The sequence below is a fragment of the Novosphingobium sp. AP12 genome, assembly GCF_000281975.1.
Lineage (GTDB): Bacteria > Pseudomonadota > Alphaproteobacteria > Sphingomonadales > Sphingomonadaceae > Novosphingobium.
On record NZ_AKKE01000048.1, the window covers coordinates 1 to 16,836 of the forward strand.

Consider the following 16,836-nt stretch of genomic DNA (forward strand, 5'->3'; position numbering starts at 1 on the left):
CGGCGGGGCACCCCCGCCGATACGGGCGGTCGCCACGGTGGCGGAGTGGGGCCGGATGCCGGGCTTGTGCCACGGCTTCCAGAACAGTGCGTCGGGAGAATGGGCGAGGTTGATCGAGGGTCCGGCGCGCCACTCGCTGCCCGGCGGATAGGCGAAGTAGAGATCGCCGAGCGGGCGCGTCTGCGCCCAGTACTGCCCGCCGACCAGCCCTTCGAAGATCAGCATGTCCTTGTTCTGGTGATCGAGCACGATCGCCTCGAAAGTCCAGTCGAGCCCGTCCTGCGAGCTGTAGAGCGTGGTCGAATGCCGCTCCGGGCTGACCGAGCAGGTGGTCATCAGATAACGCCCCTCCACGCGGCTGATTCGCGCGTCCTCCACCCCGTAGCACTGGAAATCGTGGGTGGGCGCCACCGCGCGGTCGTAATGGAAGGCGACCACGTCCAGCCCGTCCGGCGACAGTTCGACCGGCAGTAGCCACGACAGCGAGGTCAGCGCCATGACCGGCCATTCGCCGCCGCGCAGCATGAACTTGCGCGGGTCGGCGGTGTCGGCATGTTCCAGCGGCCAGGCGTCGAGCACGTAGCGGCCATCTTCCCAGCGGATCGCGTGGACGTGCCCGTCGTGGATCGGATGACGCAGCGCCTCGGCGACGCGCACCATCGCCAGCAGGTTGCCACTGGCCAGCCGAGTCAGGCCGGGGTTGAACGCGCCCAGCACGTAGGTCTCGGCGCCAAGATGGCCGGCGAGCGGCGAGCGGGCGAGGTCGATATCCCCGGGGGTGACGACCAGCTTGTCGACGGCGAACTTCATTCGCCGTCCTGCGCGCGGGGGACTATGGTGAGCTGCTGGACGACCGCCCGGCGCGGCTGGGTCAGCAGGTAGTGCACGCCGACCGCGATATCCTCGGCCCTCAGCATGGATTCGGCGTGGATCATTGCGCGCTGCTTCTCCGCAGGGATATCGGGATATTGGAAGTCGGCGCCGGTCTTCCCGGGCTCGACCAGTGCGACCTTGATGCCCATTGGCCCCAGTTCGCGGCGCAAGGCCTCCGAGAACCCGGCGATCCCGGCCTTCATGCCCGCGTAGACCGTCGAGCCGGGGCCAAGGACATGCGCACTCATCGAACCGATCAGAACGATGTCGCCCTTGTCGCCGAGCATTTTCTCGGCGGCATGGGCGCTCATCACGTAGGCGGTGAAATCGGCGGCGATGGCATAGCGGACTTCCTCGGCGCTCATGTCCGAAAGCGCGCGTGCCGGGACGGCGGCGTTGATCACGACGATGTCGGGCGAGGGCAGATACGCTCTCGCGGCCTCGAAGAAACGGTCGACGCCGTCAGGCTCGGCAAGGTCGAGGGCGATGCCGTCGCCCTCGCCGACCTCGCGGATGCGGGCGAGGGAGTCCTGGAGATGCTCGGGAGTCCGGCCGCAAACGAAGACCTTCACGCCCTCGCTCGCCAGCAGCACAGCGATGGCGCGGCCGATGCCGGTGGTGCCGCCCGAGATCACCGCCTGTCGGCCCTTGAGTGTCGGATGCCCGGTGTGCGCGTCTGCCAGATCGGTCATGCCATTCCCCGAGAGTGGCCCGCACAGCGCGAGCACCATCAGTTCAACGGCGGCGGCGCTGGCCCGTTCCCGGCTCAGGCGTACCTGTAGGGGCCGCCCCTCTCGAGCGCGGCCTCGTAGGCGGGGCGGGCGTGGATCGTCTCGAGCCATGCGCTCGTGGCGGGGCGTGAGCCATCGAGCCCGGCGCGGTCGCGCGCGGCCTCCAGCGGGAAGCTCATCATGATGTCGGCGGCGCTGAACTCCTCGCCCGCGAACCACGGACGCGAGGCGAGTTCGCTTTCGACGAAATCGAGATGGACATCGATCATCGGCTGGATGCGCTTCTGCGCGGACTTGCCGAACAGCGGCACCCGGCCGAGCACCAGCTTCATGACCAGCGGCGGCATCAGCGAGCCTTCCGCATAGTGCAGGAAATAGCGATAGCGCAGCGCCGCTTCGGCGTCGTCCGGCGGCCCCAGCCTGCCGCCTGCCTTGGCGACGAGGTACTCGATGATCGCCCCCGTCTCGGCCACCGTCAGCGAGGTGTCGCTGTCGACGATGACCGGCGACTTGCCCAGCGGATGCACGGCGCGCAGTTCGGGCGGGGCGAGCATGGTCGCCTTGTTCCGCTCGTAGCGCTTGACCTCGTAGGGCATCCCCAGTTCCTCGAGCATCCACAGGATGCGCTGCGAGCGAGAGTTCTCGAGGTGGTGGACGGTTATCATGGGTATGTCCTTGCGGTCGCGGGCCCTGCGTATAATGCCGGGGCCCCGCGGCGGTTGCCGAGGCCCCGGTCATGGCCGCGATGCTCAGTCGACGAAGGTGGTCGTCGCGGTGTGGTACAGCACCGCGACCTTGCCGCCCGAAGTGTCGAACGCGCCTTCCTCCTTGTGCGAGGCGGAGAGCAGGTAGCGGCCCTTGCCGCGCACAGGGACGGTCAACGTGCCGTCCTTGCCGGTCTTGAGCGACTTCGACCACTTGTCGGGGGAGATCACGGTGACGTCGGCATCGGCCACCGGCTTGCCGTCGCGGATCAGCTTGAACTGGCTGGAACCGGCGCTGACGGGTGCGATCTCGAAGGGCATCACCGCGCGGGCGTCGCTGCGGCCGGCGCGGGCGTAGTAGACGATGCCTTCCTTCTTGTCGTCCGGGCCCCAGGGCTTGAACACCGCATCGTCCTGCGCGCGCACGTCGCCAGCCGGGACCGCGACTTCGAGGTAGCCGGCCTTGCGGACCATCGGGGCGCTGCCGCCGCCTATGAGCTTGGGCGCCTTGAGGTTGCCGAACTCGGGATCGCCGCCCTCGGGCATGTCCATCGCCGGCTCACCGAGATAGATGCGCGCGGGGCCGTTGCCGTCACGCTCGATCCATACCTCGTGCGCCTGCGCCGAGGAAAAGGCGAACACGGCGAGCAGGGGTGCGAAGTATCTGGCTTTCATTTCAGGCTCCTTTAGCTTCATCGGCTATGTTGAGAATGAGACACAGTAGCCGCGAAATCGGGCGCAGCCAGCCGGAAAATCGCAGGCCTGTCCAAGGATGCCTTAACGAAGCCCCATGTCTGCTCTATGTGCGCCCCATGCGCGGGCTGATAAATCTCCTGATCATACTCGGCGTCCTGTGGTGCGGGCTCCAGCTTTCGCCTGCGGAGGCCGAGGAATGCTGCGTCGATCACTGCGCCGAAGCCGGTCTGGAAACCCCGCCTGACGAAGGCGCCGGCGTCGACCGGGAGCAGTCACATGCTACCCACCTCGGTCATAGCCACTGCCCGGTCGCGCCCGAAGGCGGCCTCGCACCGGCGCTAGCCGTGCCCGTTTCCACCGCCGCACCGCTGTTCGCCCGCGCTATCCGGGCCCTGACTTCCGCTCCCCAGGCCCCGCCGCTGGAGCCTCCCGCAGCCTGAAGCGACCGTCGTGCGGGCCTTCGCGCCTGCCTCTCGACTGCCGAGTTCAGGAGCCTATTTCCAATGCATTCCCCCGTCCGTGACGTCCTGCTTGCAGGCGTTGTTTTCCTCGTGCCCTCCGTCGCCGTCTCCCAGTCCGTCCCCGATACGCCCGCCGCCGAAGAAAAGGGCGGCGAGGAGATCATCGTCCAGTCCACTCGCTCCGGCCGCCGCGTGCAGGACGAACCCGTCCGCGTCGAGGTGATCGACCGCGACGAGATCGAGGAGAAGATCCTCATGCGCCCGGGCAACATTGTCATGATCCTGAGTGAAACCGGCGGCCTGCGCGTGCAGATCACCTCCCCGGCGCTCGGCGCGGCGAACATCCGGGTGCAGGGCATGGACGGGCGCTACACCCAGCTTCTGGCGGATGGACTGCCGCTTTACGGGGGGCAGGCGTCCTCGCTCGGCCTGCTGCAGATCCCGCCGACCGACCTTGGCCAGGTCGAAGTCATCAAGGGTGCGGCCTCGGCGCTCTACGGTCCTTCGGCGCTGGGCGGGGTCATCAACCTCGTCTCGCGGCGACCGGCTGGCGCGCCAGAGGCGGAAGCGCTGTTCAACGTGACTTCGCGCGATGGGCAGGACCTGACGGCCTATTCCTCGGCTCCGCTGGCCGAGGGCTGGGGCGCGTCGATCACCGGGGGCTATCACCGCCAGACCCGGCAGGACCTCGACGACGACGGCTGGATCGACATGCCCGGCTACGAGCGCTGGACCGTGCGCCCGCGCGTGTTCTGGGAGGGCGGGGACAACGCCTCGATGTTCCTGACCGCCGGCGCCATGACCGAGCAGCGGCGCGGCGGCATGCTGCCCGGCCGCACCACGCCGGACGGCAGCACGTTCGTGCAGTTGCAGGATACCGACCGCTTCGACGCCGGGCTGGTGGCGCAGGTGCCGCTGGACGGTGTGTGGACCGCGCACTTGCGCGCCTCGGGCATGACGCAGGACCATCGCCATGTGTTCGGCGACGTGACCGAGAATGATCGCCACGACACCGTGTTCGCCGAGGCCTCGCTGTCAGGCAGGAGCGGCACGACGTCGTGGATCGGGGGCGCGGCCTATCAGCGCGATGGCTTTCGCTCGCGCACTTTCGGAGCGTTCGATTATGCCTACGTCGTGCCGGGGCTGTTCGCCCAGCTGGAGCAGGACCTCGGGCCGGAGGTGACCATGGCGGCGAGCGGGCGCGTCGACTTCCACGACGAGTATGGCACGCAGTTCAGTCCCCGCCTCTCGCTGCTCTACCGTCCGGGACGCTGGACCATCCGGGCTTCCGGCGGGCGGGGATTCTATGCGCCGACGCCGTTCGTCGAGGAGATCGAGGCGGCGGGCCTGTCGCGGCTGGAACCCCTCGGCGACCTCAAGGCGGAATCGGCGAAGACGGCATCGCTGGACGTCGGCTACAAAGCGGGGCCGATCGAGGCCAACGTGACGCTGTTCGGCTCCAACACCAGCGACACCACGCGGTTGGAGACGGTCGCCGTGGACCGCGTGCGGCTGATCAACGTCGATGGGACCACGCGCATCCGGGGTACCGAACTGCTGCTGCGCTACCGGCGTAACGGCTTCACGGTGACGGGCAGCTACGTCTACGTCGATGCGAAGGAGCCCGATCCCGATGCCGCCCGCCGCCGCACCGTCCCGCTCACTCCCAAGCACACCGGTGGACTCGTCGCGATGTGGGAGGAGCATGACAAGGGTAGGCTCGGCCTGGAGGTGTACTACACCGGTCCTCAGTCGCTGGAGGACAACCCCTATCGCACCCGGTCGCCCGGCTACTTCGAGGTCGGCATGATGGGCGAGATCTCGCTCGGCAAGGCGCGGCTGTTCCTCAATGCGGAGAACGTCTTCGGCAAGCGCCAGACGCAGTACGACCCGCTGGTCCGGCCGAGCCGGGGACCGGACGGGCGCTGGACGGTCGATGCCTGGGGGCCGCTCGAAGGCTTCGTCCTCAACGGAGGCATCCGCCTGAAGTTCGGCGGCTAGCCCCTCGTCCTATGGCGTCGGCGCTACCGCGTCGAGCACGGTCATGGGTTCGTCCGGGGCCGTGCCAACGGCGGAATCGGTGATGAGGATCGTCGTGCCCGGCTGCAGCGCGGCCAGCACCGATTCGTAGAACCGGCGGGGCAGGTGGATGCGGTTCATCACCGCTTCGTCGACAACGCGGCCCTGCTCCTCGGCGTGGCCGGGTAGGCCGACATAGATCCAGCGGCGCTTGCCGGCGGCGGTGCGCGTCAGGGTGACGACGTGGGTGCCCGGATCGTCGTCAGCGACTTCGGCTACGCTGCGGCCGATCTCGATGCCGCTGCGCAGGACGACGACGCGCTGCTCGCGCTTCGAGACGATGATGGTCATCTGCCCTTTGGAAGAACGCTCGGGCGTCCAGGTAAACTGCTGGCTGCCGAGCGTGTCGGAGGCCAGCTTGCGGCCCTTTGCATCATAAGGCGCGAGCAGGCTGGCCTCGGTGGAGCGGACATGGTCGATGGCGTCGCCGTCGATCACGACGGTCGCCCCGATCGAGGTTATCTGGAACAGCGAGCGCGAGAAGCCGTAGGGCAGGTGCACGCAGCCGTGGCTCTCCGGGTAGCCGGGCAGGCCGCCCGCGTGGAGCGCCACGCCGTCCCAGGTCAGGCGCTGCTGGTAGGGCATCGGGGCGTTGTTGTAGACGCTGGAGTGGTGGTCGGCGTCCTTCTGGAGGATCGTGAAGACCCCGGTAGGCGTCTCGTGTCCCGCCTTGCCCGACGATACCGAGGTCACGCCGATGCGCACTCCGTTGCGGTAGACCGTCGCCAGCTGGCGCGAGAGGTCAACGTAGACCAGCACCGGCCCGCTCGGCGCGATGGCCGGTGCCCAGACCCATTGGCCCGGCTTCAGCCGCTCAGCGGTCCGGGCGAACTCCGCCGGGGAGCTGGCCGTCGATCCCTGCGCGGCGGCCGGGTTTGCCCAAAGCGCGCAAAGCATGAGCGCACCTGACAGGACGAGGCCGGTACGTGTCATTTGAAAAGAACCCCAAGCGTGAAGGTGACGGCGAGGCTCGCAGCCATGCCGATCGAGGCGTCGAGGAAGGAGCGCAGGTAGGACTGGCCCAGTTCATGGCGGAACCAGCGCACCTGGACCACGCCGTAGTACAGGAACCCTGCAAGAACCGACACGAGCCCCGTGATCTGGACCCATTCGTGATGGTGCATCGCCGCGTTCAACCCTCCACTCAGCAGCAGCGCAAAGGGCGAAATCGCATAGCACTGCGCGTAGAATGGCGGCTTAAGGGTATCGCGGTCGAGGTCGGCGCTGCTGCGGTTGACCTTGCGCGTCGCCAGCATCAGCGCGAACGTGCCGAACAGCACCACCCGCAGGAGCAGCAGCGAGGTGTTGTCGTTGACGAGCCCCGCCAGCCCGCTGTGGCTGGCGACGATGGGGCTGGTGCCGTCGATGGCGAGGCCGATTCCCTGCATGAGCAGGATGGTCAGGATGAGCATGATCGGCGGGCTGACGGTGCCGCGATACTGCACGTCCGGGTCGAGCTGCAGCTGGTCTTCCGCGTACTGCATCGTGGCGAGGGGCCGGCGCAGGATCCTCCACAATGTGACCGGAAAGAACACCAGCCAGCTCATCAGCTCATAGAGCAGTTCGTCGAGCGAGTTGAGCCACTGGACGAAGTTCATCCGGCGTGAAGCGCGTTGGCGAGCGGACGGCCGTTCTCGAAGTCGGTGAGGCTGGTCAGCGTCGTCTCGGCGATCGCGGTGAGCGCTTCCTCGGTGAGGAACGCCTGGTGGCCGGTGACGAGGACGTTGGGGAATGTGAGCAATCGCTGGAGCACGTCGTCATCGATGATCTCGTTCGACAGGTCGCCGAAGAAGATGCCCGCTTCCTGCTCGTAGACGTCGAGCGCGACGCCGCGGATGCGGCGCGTCTTGAGCGCGTCGATCAGCGCCTGCGTGTCGATCAGCGCGCCCCGGCTGGTGTTGACGATGACGAGGCCGGGCTGCGCCTCGGCCAGCGTCTTTGCATTGATGAGATGGCGGGTCTCGGGCGTCAGCGGGCAGTGGAGAGTGACGATCTCCGCCTCGCGCAGCAGCGCTTCGGGCGTGCTGTAGCGCACGCCGATGGCTTCGAGTTCGGGGTTGACCACGGGGTCGCTCGCCAGCACCTCGCAGCCGAATCCGGCGCGCAGGGTCCTCGCCACCAGCGCGCCGATCTGGCCGGTGCCGACGACGCCGACGAGGCGGCCGTGGAGGTTGCGGCCTACCAATCCGTCGAGCGAGTAGTTGTTCTCGCGTACCCGCGACCAGGCGCGGTGGATGTTGCGGTCGAGCGCGAGCAGCAGGCCCACGGTGAACTCGGCGACGGCGTGGGGCGAATAGGCGGGAACGCGCGTAACGGCGATACCGGCATCGGCGGCAGCGGCGAGGTCGACGTTGTTGTACCCGGCGCATCGCATCGCGGCGATCTTAACGCCCAGTGCCGCCAGCCCTTCGATCACCTCGGCATCGAGCCTGTCGTTGACGAAGGCGCAGACGCCGCCGCACCCCGCCGCCAGCGGCACGGTCAGCGGGCTCAGCCCGGCATCGAGAAAGACAAGGTCATGACCGTGCGCGGCATTGCCGGCAGTCAGGAACTGACGGTCGTAGCTGCGGGCTCCATAGACGGCGACGCGCATGGAGGTTTATTTGCAGCCCTGGTAGGTGCCGATGTCGGACACGTTCTGAACGCGCCCATCGGCGACGCCCATCTGCACGCACTGCCGGGTGCGGCCGTTGTACCAGTAGGTGTAGCTGGTGTTGCCGCTCTTCAACCCGCCTACGTTGCGGAAGCCCCGGCTCTGCATCTCGCCATCCGCGCTCGATCCGCGCGCGTCGACGAGGTCGTTGACGCCCACCGAGGGGCTGTACCCGGCGCCGTCGGAACGGTGGCCGCCGCGGTAGCTGGTCTCGTGGCCGTGCTGGGACACGCCGGATTCGTAGCCGCGCGAGTAAGGATCGGACTTGTCGTAGTTGTGGTATGGCTCGTTGTAGAGACCGTCGCGGTAGCCGCGCTCGAAGCCGGCGTCGGAGGCGTCGTCCGGGTAGTGCTTGCCGTCCTCGTGGTTATGCGACTTGTGGGCGAGCGCGATGGCGCCGATGATCGCGGCCACGCCCACGCCTGCTGCGATCGCCGCGCCATTCGAACTCTTGCTCGCTTTCTGGTTGCAGTCGGGCGCGGGGGTGGTGGTGATGGCATCGAACCGGCCGTCTATCACCGCGACACTGGCGCAGGTCTTCTGCGCGGGCTGCCACCAGTAGCTCCACTTGCGGTCGTCGCCGGTTTCGGTTTTGATGTGAACCCAGCCCCGGCTCTCGAGTTGGGTTTCGCCGCCTGCAGCCCGCGCCCCGACGAGATCGCGTAGTCCCGACGGCGGCTCGGCATGGCCGGGCGCGGAAAACAGTAGCGCCGCGGACATCGTGAGAGTCGTGGTCTTGCGCATCTCAGGTCCCTGTCCGCTATTGGAATAATACGTATCGATGGTCGCACACGAGGCGCGATTTTCCAACAACTTGGCTTCGAATTATTTCGGGTGAAAGACGTCTTTTCGAGATGGCGTGGCCGGCATGTCGCGCCGGGCGACGCGGAGCAGCGCATAGCCGAGCAGGCCAGAGAGGAACGACCCCGCAAGGATTCCGACTTTCGCCTCGGCCTGCAGGATCGGCGCGCCGGGGAAGGCGAGGAGGGTGATGAACAGACTCATGGTGAAGCCGATCCCGCACAGCAACGCCACGCCGACCATCTGCAGCCGCCCGGCGTGGGCGGGCATGTCGGCCAGGCCGAGCCGGATCGCCACCATCGAGAAGCCGAGCACGCCGATCGGCTTGCCCAGCAGCAGGCCCAGCCCCACCCCGAGCGTGACCGGCGCGACGAGGGCGTCCGGCGAGAGGCCCAGGAACGCCACGCCCGCGTTCGCGAAGCCGAAGATCGGCACCACGAGGAAGCCGACAGGCAGGTGCAGCGCATGTTCCAGCCGGTGCAGCGGGCTGCTGCCTTCGGCGTCCGGCCGGCCCGGCGTCGCCTTGAGCGGGATCGCGAAGGCGAGGACGACGCCGGCCAGCGTCGCATGGATGCCCGAGCGCAGGACCAGCACCCAGAGCACCGCTCCGAGGATGAGGTAGGGCGTCAGGCGAACCACGCGCATCCGGTTCAGGGCGAACAGCGCCGCGATCACGACTGCCGCGCCCGCGAGGTCCGGCAGCGACAGCGTGGTCGTATAGAACAGCGCGATGATGATGACCGCACCGAGATCATCCATGATGGCGAGCGCGGTCAGGAACACCCGGAGCGACACCGGCACCCGGCTGCCCAGCAGCGCGATGACCCCGAGCGCGAAGGCTATGTCAGTCGCCGAGGGGATGGCCCAGCCACCGATGCCGGGGCCGGGGTTGAAGGCGATGTAGATGAGCGCGGGCACGGCCATCCCGCCTGCCGCCGCGATGCCGGGCAGGACCCTGCGCGGCCAGCTGGACAATTGCCCGTCCATCACCTCGCGCTTGATCTCCAGGCCGACGAGCAGGAAGAACACCGCCATCATCCCGTCGTTGATCCACTCGTGGAGCGAAAGCGGGCCGAGGGGGGCGTGGAACAGGGCTTCGTAGTTGTCCCCCAGCGGCGAATTGGCGACGATCAGCGCCAGCGCGGCGGAGGCCATGAGCACCAGTCCGGCGGAGGATTGCCCCGTCAGGAACTGGCGAAGAGAGCTGACGTACTTGCGGGTGATCGGGGCCATGGGGTCTCCGGGCAGGCGTTCACGGCGCTGGCGGCCCGACCAGCGCAAAAGACCCTGCCCGCTCCCGCAAAGACCGGACACCCGCCTTTTCTATCGCACCCCGTGCCGCGATGCACAATGGCGGCAGGTTGGAAACGTCAGGTGGGGGCGGGATTCCCCGGCGCCTCATCCTCGTCCTTCCGGCGCGGCTCGAGCAGCCGGGGATGTTCGGCCAGCACTTCCAGGCGCTGGGGCACAGTGCCGATGTCGATCTCGTTGGCGGCGAACTCGCGCAGCAGGGCAAGGAACGTACGGCTGCGCGCGCCGTAGACGTCGCGGGGCGAGCCGACGTGGGCGAAGCAGTTGAACAGGATGCGTCCGTCGGCGATGGAATCGACGAAGGCGGCCGGGGCGGGGTCCTCCAGCACGGCCGGCTCCTCCACGAAGGCGCCGAGCACGATGCCCAGGACCTTGTCGACCTTGGTGCCCAGCGGCACCGAGAACTGGATCTGGATGCGGCCCAGCGGGCTCGACAGCGTCTTGTTGAGCACGGTCTTGGTGATGAGCTCCGAGTTGGGGACGATCAGCGTCGAGTGGTCGGCGAGGGTGATTTCGGTAGAGCGCACGCTGATGCGTTTCACGTCGCCCTCGTCGGTACCGACGCGCACCCAGTCGCCGATCTTGATCGGGCGCTCGGCCAGCAGGATCAGGCCCGAGACGAAATTCTGCGTGATCGCCTGGAGACCGAAGCCGATGCCGACCGACAGCGCGGAGAGCAGCAGCGCGATCCGCTCCACCCCGATGCCCAGCGACGCCAGCGTCCAGATGATGGCGAGCGCGATGCCGACGTAGCGCGCGACCAGCCCCGCCGAATTGCGCGCCGAACCGTCGAGGTCGGTGACGGGCAGGTAGCGCTTCTCCAGCCAGCCGGTGAAGCCGCGCACGATGGCAAGGCCGAGGGTAAGAACGATGACCGCGCGCAGGATCGCGCCCGGCGAAATGGCGACGCCGCCGATCTCGATCCCTTGCGCGAAGGTGCCCAGCCGGCCGAACACGCTGCCCAGCCCGCCGCCGCCGCCGAACGGCATCGTCAGCAGGCCCAGCGCGACCAGCACGAGCAGGATGCGCACCGCGCCCGAAATCAGCACGCCGAACTGGTCCACCACGCTGCCGCGCAGGCCGACTGTCCGGCTGAGGGTCTGGCCGAGATGGCTGTCGCGACTGAACAGCGTGGTCGCCACGTCGTCAGCGGTGCCGAGCAGGAGATAGAGCGCGGCGCCCAGGATCGCGACCCAGATGATGAGCCGGGCGACGAACAGGCTGAGCCCGACGTAGCCGCAGGCCAATGCGATCAGCGCCAGGATCACCAGCGCCCAGGTGACCAGCGTGGCCATCGCGAGGCCGGCACCGATCGGCAATCCGCCTTCCGCTTCGTGCCGGTCGGCCCGGGCCGCGCGAAGACGGCCGAGCAGGAGCAGGAAGGCGGCGATCCATGTGAGGTGGACCACCCCTTCGATCATCTGCCAGGCCGCCATCGCCGTGCGGCTCGCGCCCACCGCACTGTTGAAGTAATCGAGCAGGACGCTGGCGAAGGCGATTCCTGCCAGCAGCAGGATCATGGGATGGAGGCGCTTGGCCGTCTCGTCCGCCAGCGGTGCGATCCGCCACGAGGGTTGGCGGCGCATCAGCAGCGCCCCCGCGAGCGAGGCGGTGAACGCGGCAAAGCCGGTGGCGCCGACGAAACCGTCCAGCAGGGTGTCCCAGCGCTGCGGAAGCAGGCCGGCCCACCGGAAACCCTGCACCAGCATGAAGGCGGCGAGCACGGGCGCCAGCGTGCCGACCAGTACCCGCCACAGCGCGTAGACCGACCGGCGGACGCGGTGGCCCGGCGCGCTGCCGATGAGGTAGTGCTGGCCGAAGCGGCGACCGGCGAGCCGGATCGGGAACAGGAAGGCGAACGCCAGCGCCGCGCCCAGCAGCACCTGCCAGGGGAGCCCCCCGTCCCATTGCGCGCGGATCTGCTTGAAACCCTGCGTCAGGAACAGGTCGACCCGGCGCATGTCGCGCGGCATTGAGGCGAACAGCGAAGTCCAGAACGCGGGGGCCAGCGGGGAGTGGACGCGGGTGGAGAGCGTCTCGTTAAGTTGCTCCGCCTGACTACGGTCCATCTCGTCGACGAGTTGCTGCGCCTCGACTTCTGCAAGGCGGCCGCGCTTGAACGCCGCGTCGATCACCGTCCGGTTACGGGCGAGGTTCTGGCGCTGGCGCTGGATATCGGGCGCCTCGGCCACGTCCTTCGTCACTGGCCCGAGCCCCGCTATGCGCGCGTCCACCATGGCGAGCTGGTCTTCCAGCTGGCCTTCGGTCGCGCGCACGGTCTGCTGCACCGCCAGCGCCTTGACCCGCAGCGCCGAGCGATCGTCCGCGTCCACGGGGGTGTCCAGGGCGCGGTCGACGGCGCGCAGATCTGCTTCCGCCTGCGCGATCTGGCGCGAGAGTTCGGCGGTCGGCGCCACCTGCGCCTGCGCGGGTGCGGTTCCCAGGACAAGAAGCAGGGTTAGCAGCAGGCGGACGAAGACGGACATCAGTGCATTCTCTGGCGGGGGGACCGGGACGGTGCCCCGGTTAGGCAGCAATGCGCAAGGGGGCAATGTCCGCAGGCATGGTGCCCGGAGTAATGCGCGCCGACCGGAGCCCGGCTCAGGCCGGGTCGGCGCTTTCGCTCGTGAAGAAGCGCTGGATGATGTCGCGCGCCAGCCGGGCGGGGCGCAGGGTGGTGGCATCGACGCAGCACCAGCTCGACTTGACCTCGGCCAGCACTTCCTCGCCCCGGCGGATCACCGTTTCGTACATGGCGCGGGCGCCCTGGACCTTCTCGAGCAGGACCGTGGCGATCACGTCGTCGTCGATGAAGGCCGGCTTGCGGTAGGTGATCTCGTGCTTGAGCGCGACCCACAGGTGCTGGGCCACGGCCTCCGACGGGGCCAATGCGCGCCAGTGATCGAGCACGGCGGCCTGCACCCACTTGAGATAGCTGGCGTTGTTGACATGACCCATGAAGTCGATGTCGTCGGACTCGATGCCGACATGGAAGCGATGGGGGATAGCGTTGTTCACGTCGGCCCTTCTAACACTCCGACAAGGCGAGAGGTAGCCGAAAAGCGGGATTGGGTGGGCGTCCGTCGCATTCGGGCTTAATGTGCGGCCTTGTCCAGATGCCGCAGCTTGTCCGGGTTGCGCATGACGTAGATCGCGCGGATCAGTCCGTCCTCGACCAGGAGCGCGGTGGTCTGGAGGACGCCGTCCGGCTCGCGGGTCACGAAGCCCGGCAAGCCGTTGACGAAGCCGTAGCGGATCAGCTGCGATGGTCCGTGGCCGAGGCGGGCGATGGCGGCGTGGGCGCGCACCACTTCGCTCGTGCCGACCAAGACGCGGGCGACGGCGGGCCTCTTGCCGCCGCCGTCGGCATGCATGCGCACCCCGTCGGCGAGCAGCGCGCCGAGCTGGGCGACGCCCTCCCCGCGCGAGGCCTGAAAGAACGCGGCGGCGAGTTCCAGCCCCTGCTCGCGGTCCACGCGGTAGCGCACCCGCTCCGCCCGCACGTTGGTCCGCGCCCGGCTGGCAAGCTGGCGGCAGGCGGCGGCATCGCGGCCGATCGAGGCGGCGACATCCTCGAAGCTCTCGCCGAACACGTCGTGGAGCAGGAACGCCGCGCGCTCGAGCGGGGAGAGCCTCTCGAGCGCGAGCATCAGGGGTAGGGTGACGTCCTCGTCCGGTTCCTCCTCGACCACCGGTTCGGGCAGCCATGGCCCGCTGTAGCTCTCGCGGCGCACGCGCGCGGATTTCAGGTGGTCGAGGCAGAGGCGGGTGACGACGCGGCGCAGGAACGCGGCCGGAACCAGCACCGCCGCCCGGTCCGTCTGCGCCCACCGGATGAAGGCCTCCTGCACGACGTCCTCCGCATCGGCCATGGAGCCGAGCATGCGGTAGGCGACGCGCAGGAGGCCGGTGCGGTGGGCGTCGAAGCTGGCGGCGGCGTGGTCCATTACTTCCAGCCCAGCTCCGGGGCATAGAGATTGAAGCCGACCGCGAGGCGGTTCCAGCCGTTGATGACCACGATCGCCAGGCTCAGCTTCAATTGCTCCTCCTTGCTGAACTGGGCGTCCAGCGCCGCGTAGACGGCATCGGGCGCGCGGCGGGTGGCCACCTCGGTCATGTGCTCGGTCCAGCCCAGCGCGGCGCGTTCGCGGTCGGTGTAGCACGGAGCCTCGTGCCACGCGGCCAGCAAATGCAGGCGCTGCTCGGTCTCGCCCAGTTTGCGCGCCTCGGCGGTGTGCATGTTGAGGCAGTTGGCGCAGCCGTTGATCTGCGAGGCGCGGATCTTGACCAGTTCGAGCAGCGGCTTCTCCACGCCGCTCGCTGCGACCTGTTCGGAAAATGTGTACCAGGCTTTGAAGATTGCGGGCGAGACGGAGTAGATATCGGCGCGGGGCTGCATGGGGCTCATCCTTGTTTCGGGGTTGATGCCGACATGACGAGGCAGCGCGCGCCGGTGTGACATGGGCGGCGAACTTTTTTCGCCGCACTCGCCAATTCATATGAAAATACTATGCGGGCGGGCCTGGTCTCGTCTCGAATTGCAACGGCGGCACGGCCTACTTGGCGCCTGCAGACGAATCGCGCCGCCCTCTCGCGGCCGCGCCTGCAGGAGCATCACCCATGCAGGACATCCTCTGGATCGGCCTCTTCCTTACCCTGCTGGCGGCGAGCCTTGGCTACGTCGCCCTGTGCCAGCGCGCGTGAGGGACAGGCGATCATGACACTCGACCTCTGGCTGGCGGCGCTGACCGCGCTCGGCCTCCTCGTCTATCTTGTCGCCGTCCTCGCGCGGCCCGAACGCTTCTAGGAGGGGCACTCCCATGACATTGCAGGGATGGCTGCTGATCGCGGCCTTCGTCGCCGTTCTGCTGGCGCTCACCAAGCCGATGGGGCTGTGGCTCCACGCCCTCTACGAAGGACACCGCACGCCGCTGCACAGCGTTCTCGGCCCGGTAGAGCGGGGCTTCTACAGGCTCTCGGGCATCGACCCCGACGAGGACCAGTCGTGGCGCCGCTATGCGGTCCACATGCTGGTGTTCAACGCGGCGCTGCTGGCGCTGACCTATCTGGTGCTGCGCGCGCAGGGGCTGCTGCCGCTGAACCCGCTGGGTTACGGCGCGGTGAGCGAGCCGCTGGCGTTCAACACCGCCGTCAGCTTCACCACCAACACCAACTGGCAGAGCTACGGCGGGGAATCGACGATGTCGAACCTCAGCCAGATGCTCGGCCTTACGATCCATAACTTCCTCTCGGCGGCGACTGGCATCGCGCTCGCCTTCGCGTTCTTCCGTGGTTTCGCGCGGCGGAGCGCGACGGGCATCGGCAACTTCTGGGCCGACATGACGCGCGTCACGCTCTACCTGCTGCTGCCGATCTGCGTGGTCTACGCGCTGTTCCTGATCGCGAGCGGCGTGCCGCAGACGCTCGCGGGATCGGTCGACGTCTCGACGCTGGAGGGCATCAGGCAGACCCTCGCGCTCGGCCCGGTCGCCTCGCAGGAGGCGATCAAGATGCTCGGCACCAACGGCGGCGGCTTCTTCAACGCCAACTCCGCGCATCCCTTCGAGAACCCGAACGCGCTGACCAACCTGGTGCAGATGCTGTCGATCTTCGTCATCGGCTTCGGCCTAACCTGGACCTTCGGCAAGGCCGTGGGCAACACCCGCCAGGGCTGGGCGATCCTCGCAGCGATGCTCACGATCTTCCTCGTCGGCACCGCCGTGACCTATTCGCAGGAGGCGGCGGGCAACCCCATCCTCCACAGCCTCGGCGCGGCCGGCGGCAACATGGAGGGCAAGGACGTCCGCTTCGGCGTGGTCGGCTCGGCGCTGTTCTCCGTCGTCACCACGGCAGCGAGTTGCGGCGCGGTCAACGCCATGCACGACAGCTTCACCGCGCTGGGCGGACTGATCCCGCTGTTCAACATCCAGCTGGGCGAAGTCGTGATCGGCGGCGTCGGCGCGGGCATCTACGGGTTCCTGCTGTTCGCCATCCTCGCCGTCTTCGTGGCGGGGCTGATGGTCGGCCGCACACCCGAGTACGTCGGCAAGAAGATCGAGGGCCGCGAGGTCAAGCTGGCGGTCCTGGCGATCGCGGTGCTGCCGCTGATGATCCTGGGCTTCACGGCCATCGCCTCGGTGACTGAGGCCGGGCTGGCAGGTCCGCTCAACAAGGGGCCGCACGGCTTCTCGGAGATCCTCTACGCCTTCACCTCCGCCGTCGGCAACAACGGCTCGGCCTTCGCGGGACTGAGCGCCAACACGCCGTTCTACAACGGCCTACTGGGCGTGGCGATGTGGGTCGGCCGCTTCTTCATCATCATCCCGATGCTGGCCGTCGCGGGCAGCCTTGCCGCCAAGAAGCACACGCCCGCCACCGCAGGCAGCTTCCCGACCACCGGACCGCTGTGGACGGGCCTGCTGATCGGCATCGTGCTGATCGTCGGCGGCCTGACCTTCCTGCCCGGTCTCGCGCTTGGCCCCATCGCCGATCATTTCGCGATGATCCGTGGCCAGCTCTTCTAAGGA

The 16,836-nt window shown here is 68.1% G+C and carries 18 protein-coding genes; 5 read left to right on the forward strand and 13 right to left on the reverse strand.

The window, feature by feature from the left end:
- The 4 genes from PMI02_RS08865 to PMI02_RS08880 form a co-directional block, all read right to left on the reverse strand.
- A partial coding sequence (locus PMI02_RS08865) for a hypothetical protein (protein WP_007681709.1) occupies window positions 1-810 on the reverse strand: 810 nt, incomplete at its 3' end.
- A complete protein-coding gene (locus PMI02_RS08870) occupies window positions 807-1,565 on the reverse strand; it encodes an SDR family oxidoreductase (protein ID WP_007681711.1) in 759 nt (252 codons plus the stop codon). The genes PMI02_RS08870 and PMI02_RS08865, both read right to left, overlap by 4 nt.
- 74 nt (window positions 1,566-1,639) lie before the next feature.
- A complete protein-coding gene (locus tag PMI02_RS08875) occupies window positions 1,640-2,269 on the reverse strand; it encodes a glutathione S-transferase family protein (protein ID WP_007681712.1) in 630 nt (209 codons plus the stop codon).
- Window positions 2,270-2,353: 84 nt separating this feature from the next.
- Window positions 2,354-2,983, reverse strand: a complete 630-nt coding sequence (locus PMI02_RS08880; RefSeq protein WP_007681713.1) for a DUF4198 domain-containing protein — start codon at window positions 2,981-2,983, stop codon at window positions 2,354-2,356.
- A 137-nt stretch (window positions 2,984-3,120) separates the two neighbouring features.
- Here PMI02_RS08880 and PMI02_RS08885 point away from each other — a divergent pair, with 137 nt between their 5' ends.
- Together PMI02_RS08885 and PMI02_RS08890 are read left to right on the forward strand one after the other, a co-directional pair.
- Window positions 3,121-3,444: a hypothetical protein gene (locus tag PMI02_RS08885; protein ID WP_007681714.1), complete on the forward strand. Its 324-nt coding sequence runs from the start codon at window positions 3,121-3,123 to the stop codon at window positions 3,442-3,444.
- Between the two features lie 63 nt (window positions 3,445-3,507).
- Complete coding sequence (locus tag PMI02_RS08890) at window positions 3,508-5,466, forward strand: TonB-dependent siderophore receptor (RefSeq protein ID WP_007681715.1); 1,959 nt, start codon at window positions 3,508-3,510, stop codon at window positions 5,464-5,466.
- Window positions 5,467-5,475: 9 nt separating this feature from the next.
- On the opposite strand, the gene PMI02_RS08895 is transcribed toward PMI02_RS08890, so the two are convergent.
- From PMI02_RS08895 to PMI02_RS08935, 9 genes are all read right to left on the reverse strand, one after another.
- Window positions 5,476-6,477 (reverse strand): L,D-transpeptidase, encoded by a 1,002-nt coding sequence (locus PMI02_RS08895; RefSeq protein WP_007681716.1) that lies wholly within the window; start codon window positions 6,475-6,477, stop codon window positions 5,476-5,478.
- A complete protein-coding gene (locus PMI02_RS08900) occupies window positions 6,474-7,142 on the reverse strand; it encodes a hypothetical protein (RefSeq protein WP_007681717.1) in 669 nt (222 codons plus the stop codon). The genes PMI02_RS08895 and PMI02_RS08900 overlap by 4 nt, the downstream gene beginning before the upstream one ends.
- Window positions 7,139-8,137, reverse strand: coding sequence for a 2-hydroxyacid dehydrogenase (locus tag PMI02_RS08905; protein ID WP_007681722.1), 999 nt, complete (start codon window positions 8,135-8,137; stop codon window positions 7,139-7,141). The genes PMI02_RS08900 and PMI02_RS08905 overlap by 4 nt, the downstream gene beginning before the upstream one ends.
- A gap of 6 nt (window positions 8,138-8,143) precedes the next feature.
- Window positions 8,144-8,941 (reverse strand): hypothetical protein, encoded by a 798-nt coding sequence (locus PMI02_RS08910; RefSeq protein ID WP_007681723.1) that lies wholly within the window; start codon window positions 8,939-8,941, stop codon window positions 8,144-8,146.
- An 81-nt stretch (window positions 8,942-9,022) separates the two neighbouring features.
- A complete protein-coding gene (nhaA, locus tag PMI02_RS08915) occupies window positions 9,023-10,231 on the reverse strand; it encodes a Na+/H+ antiporter NhaA (protein WP_007681724.1) in 1,209 nt (402 codons plus the stop codon).
- A gap of 137 nt (window positions 10,232-10,368) precedes the next feature.
- Entirely contained in the window at window positions 10,369-12,795 is a 2,427-nt protein-coding gene (locus tag PMI02_RS08920; RefSeq protein ID WP_007681725.1) for a DUF3772 domain-containing protein, read from the reverse strand.
- A 115-nt stretch (window positions 12,796-12,910) separates the two neighbouring features.
- Complete coding sequence (locus PMI02_RS08925; protein ID WP_007681726.1) at window positions 12,911-13,327, reverse strand: thioesterase family protein; 417 nt, start codon at window positions 13,325-13,327, stop codon at window positions 12,911-12,913.
- 77 nt (window positions 13,328-13,404) lie between these two features.
- Window positions 13,405-14,256, reverse strand: coding sequence for a sigma-70 family RNA polymerase sigma factor (locus tag PMI02_RS08930; RefSeq protein WP_007681727.1), 852 nt, complete (start codon window positions 14,254-14,256; stop codon window positions 13,405-13,407).
- Window positions 14,256-14,708, reverse strand: coding sequence for a carboxymuconolactone decarboxylase family protein (locus tag PMI02_RS08935; protein WP_007681728.1), 453 nt, complete (start codon window positions 14,706-14,708; stop codon window positions 14,256-14,258). The genes PMI02_RS08930 and PMI02_RS08935 overlap by 1 nt, the downstream gene beginning before the upstream one ends.
- A gap of 161 nt (window positions 14,709-14,869) precedes the next feature.
- Here PMI02_RS08935 and PMI02_RS27030 point away from each other — a divergent pair, with 161 nt between their 5' ends.
- Genes PMI02_RS27030 through kdpA form a run of 3 tightly spaced genes read left to right on the forward strand, consistent with a single transcriptional unit; the run spans window position 14,870 to window position 16,833 of the window.
- On the forward strand, window positions 14,870-15,013 hold the full coding sequence (locus tag PMI02_RS27030) for a hypothetical protein (protein WP_157222449.1): 144 nt from the start codon (window positions 14,870-14,872) through the stop codon (window positions 15,011-15,013).
- Window positions 15,014-15,026: 13 nt separating this feature from the next.
- Window positions 15,027-15,116, forward strand: a complete 90-nt coding sequence (gene kdpF, locus PMI02_RS08940) for a K(+)-transporting ATPase subunit F (protein WP_007681729.1) — start codon at window positions 15,027-15,029, stop codon at window positions 15,114-15,116.
- Between the two features lie 13 nt (window positions 15,117-15,129).
- A complete protein-coding gene (gene kdpA, locus PMI02_RS08945) occupies window positions 15,130-16,833 on the forward strand; it encodes a potassium-transporting ATPase subunit KdpA (protein WP_007681730.1) in 1,704 nt (567 codons plus the stop codon).
- Window positions 16,834-16,836 lie beyond the last annotated feature (3 nt).

Bases quoted from the DNA above. Each gene is read 5' to 3' on its own strand.
- PMI02_RS08870 (WP_007681711.1), bottom strand. From the start codon at position 1,565: ATGACCGATCTGGCAGACGCGCACACCGGGCATCCGACACTCAAGGGC.
- PMI02_RS08875 (WP_007681712.1), bottom strand. From the start codon at position 2,269: ATGATAACCGTCCACCACCTCGAGAACTCTCGCTCGCAGCGCATCCTG.
- PMI02_RS08880 (WP_007681713.1), bottom strand. From the start codon at position 2,983: ATGAAAGCCAGATACTTCGCACCCCTGCTCGCCGTGTTCGCCTTTTCC.
- PMI02_RS08885 (WP_007681714.1), top strand. From the start codon at position 3,121: ATGCGCGGGCTGATAAATCTCCTGATCATACTCGGCGTCCTGTGGTGC.
- PMI02_RS08890 (WP_007681715.1), top strand. From the start codon at position 3,508: ATGCATTCCCCCGTCCGTGACGTCCTGCTTGCAGGCGTTGTTTTCCTC.
- PMI02_RS08895 (WP_007681716.1), bottom strand. From the start codon at position 6,477: ATGACACGTACCGGCCTCGTCCTGTCAGGTGCGCTCATGCTTTGCGCG.
- PMI02_RS08900 (WP_007681717.1), bottom strand. From the start codon at position 7,142: ATGAACTTCGTCCAGTGGCTCAACTCGCTCGACGAACTGCTCTATGAG.
- PMI02_RS08905 (WP_007681722.1), bottom strand. From the start codon at position 8,137: ATGCGCGTCGCCGTCTATGGAGCCCGCAGCTACGACCGTCAGTTCCTG.
- PMI02_RS08910 (WP_007681723.1), bottom strand. From the start codon at position 8,941: ATGCGCAAGACCACGACTCTCACGATGTCCGCGGCGCTACTGTTTTCC.
- nhaA (WP_007681724.1), bottom strand. From the start codon at position 10,231: ATGGCCCCGATCACCCGCAAGTACGTCAGCTCTCTTCGCCAGTTCCTG.
- PMI02_RS08920 (WP_007681725.1), bottom strand. From the start codon at position 12,795: ATGTCCGTCTTCGTCCGCCTGCTGCTAACCCTGCTTCTTGTCCTGGGA.
- PMI02_RS08930 (WP_007681727.1), bottom strand. From the start codon at position 14,256: ATGGACCACGCCGCCGCCAGCTTCGACGCCCACCGCACCGGCCTCCTG.
- PMI02_RS08935 (WP_007681728.1), bottom strand. From the start codon at position 14,708: ATGCAGCCCCGCGCCGATATCTACTCCGTCTCGCCCGCAATCTTCAAA.
- kdpF (WP_007681729.1), top strand. From the start codon at position 15,027: ATGACACTCGACCTCTGGCTGGCGGCGCTGACCGCGCTCGGCCTCCTC.
- kdpA (WP_007681730.1), top strand. From the start codon at position 15,130: ATGACATTGCAGGGATGGCTGCTGATCGCGGCCTTCGTCGCCGTTCTG.